3 protein-coding genes are annotated in these 1,772 nt (G+C 74.3%); 2 read left to right on the forward strand and 1 reads right to left on the reverse strand.

Features of this window, described 5'->3' with window-relative positions; translation table 11 throughout:
- On the forward strand, positions 1–347 hold a 347-nt coding region (locus PROKR_RS18625), incomplete at its 5' end, for an alpha/beta hydrolase family protein (RefSeq protein WP_342665882.1).
- Between the two features lie 15 nt (positions 348–362).
- On the opposite strand, the gene def is transcribed toward PROKR_RS18625, so the two are convergent.
- Positions 363–1,052 carry a peptide deformylase gene (gene def / locus PROKR_RS18630; RefSeq protein WP_036965610.1) on the reverse strand — a complete coding sequence of 230 codons (690 nt, stop codon included), beginning with the start codon at positions 1,050–1,052 and terminating at the stop codon, positions 363–365.
- Positions 1,053–1,075: 23 nt separating this feature from the next.
- On the opposite strand from def, the gene zapE reads away from it, so the two are divergent.
- Positions 1,076–1,772: AFG1/ZapE family ATPase (zapE, locus tag PROKR_RS18635; protein WP_169736476.1), on the forward strand; the 697-nt coding region annotated here is incomplete at its 3' end.

A 1,772-nucleotide genomic window follows, 5' to 3' on the forward strand; every position in this document is an offset into this window, starting at 1 on the left:
GACCGGCTGCTGCTGGCGGGCGGTCCTACGGCGGGCGGATGTGCTCGATGGCGGTGGCCGAGGGCCTGCCCGCCGCCGGGCTGGTGCTGCTCAGCTATCCGCTCCACCCGCCGGGCAAGCCGGAGAAGCTCCGTGTGGAGCACTTCGGGCGGATCGAGGTGCCCACACTCTTCGTCTCCGGCGACAAGGACCCGTTCGGCACGCCTGACGAGCTCGCGGCCCACGTGGCGGCGATCCCCGGGGCTGTCACCAGCGTGACGCTGTCCGGCGCGCACGACATGCGCGGCGTCGCGCGGGAGAGGGCCGTGGCCGAGGCCGTGGCGAGCTGGGTCGCGACCCTGCGCTGAACGGGAGGTCCGGGGTCAGCGGCCGCCGGCCGGCTTCTCCGGGTACTCCGGCGGGGTCTTGTCGAGCTCGATCGCGATCTCACGCCGCTCCGCGATGATGTGCGGCCGCTCCTCGTCCCGCTGCTCCAGCGCGTCCGCCTGCAGCTCGGCGTCGAGGTGGTCCCAGTACAGGGTGCCGTCGAGATGCTGCGACTCGTGGATGAAGCAGCGCGCCAGGTACCCGGTGCCCGAGAGCTGCACCGGTGCTCCGTGCTGGTCGACGCCGCGCACCGTGGCGCCGCCGGGCCGCTCCAGGGGCTCGTACGCCCCGGGCACGGAGAGGCAGCCCTCCTCCTCGGTCTCGGGCTCGGCCTCGAGGTCCATCTCCAGGACCGGGTTGACCACGTGGCCCACGTGCCGGTCCCCGGACGCGTCCGTGAGGTCGTACACGAACACCCGCAGGTCCACGCCCACCTGCGGGGCCGCGAGGCCCACGCCCTGCGCCGACTCCATGGTGGCGAACAGGTCGTCGATCAGCCGCGCGAGCTCCGGCGTCGAGAACTCCTCCACGGTCCGGGACGGCGTGTGCAGCACCGGCTCGCCGATCTCGGTGATGCGCAGCACCCGGCCCCGCTCCACCTCCGGGGCGGTCGCGGGGTACTCCTCGACCGGCTCACCGAGCAGGTACGTGACGGGCTTACGTCGTCGGGGGCGGGTCCATGCCATGGCAGAGAGGGTACCTTCGACGCATGCAGTCCACGCCGATCCGCGACGCCGCCGGCGCCGCGGGGTACGCGCTCGACCCCGCGCAGCTGGCCGCGGCGGAGCACCTCGAGGACCTGCTGCACACCCTGGGCACGCGACCCGCCCGCCCGCGTCAGGACGGCCCGCGCGGGGTGTACCTCTGGGGTCCGGTGGGCCGCGGCAAGACCTGGCTCCTGGACCGGTTCCACGCCCGCTCGGGCGGCCCACGATTCCACTTCCACGAGTTCTACCGGGCGCTGCACGCCGAGGTGTGGGCCCGCACCGGCACGCCTGACGCGATGGAGCGCGCCCTGGACGCCCTGCTCGGCGACGCCGCCGTGCTCTGCTTCGACGAGCTGCACCTGCACGACGCCGGGGACACCATGCTGCTCTCCCGCGCCCTCCGTGCCCTGCTGGGCCGCGGGGTGACGCTCGTCGCGACGTCGAACTACCCGCCGCAGGGACTGCTGCCCGACCCGCTGTTCCACGAGCTCGCCGAGCCTCTCATCGCCCTGCTGGAGTCGTCGCTGGACGTGCTGCGGGTGCACGGCCCGGTGGACTACCGCGAGCTGCACGCCCCGGCCGCGACGGGGTGGCGGGCGGGGTTCGTGGTGACACCGTGGTCGGCGGACGGGTCGGCGGACGGCGGACCCGCTCGGCCGATGCCGGACGAGGCCGTCGACGTCCCCCTGGGCGGCGGCC

Source organism: Promicromonospora kroppenstedtii DSM 19349, from assembly GCF_000515355.1.
Lineage (GTDB): Bacteria > Actinomycetota > Actinomycetes > Actinomycetales > Cellulomonadaceae > Promicromonospora > Promicromonospora kroppenstedtii.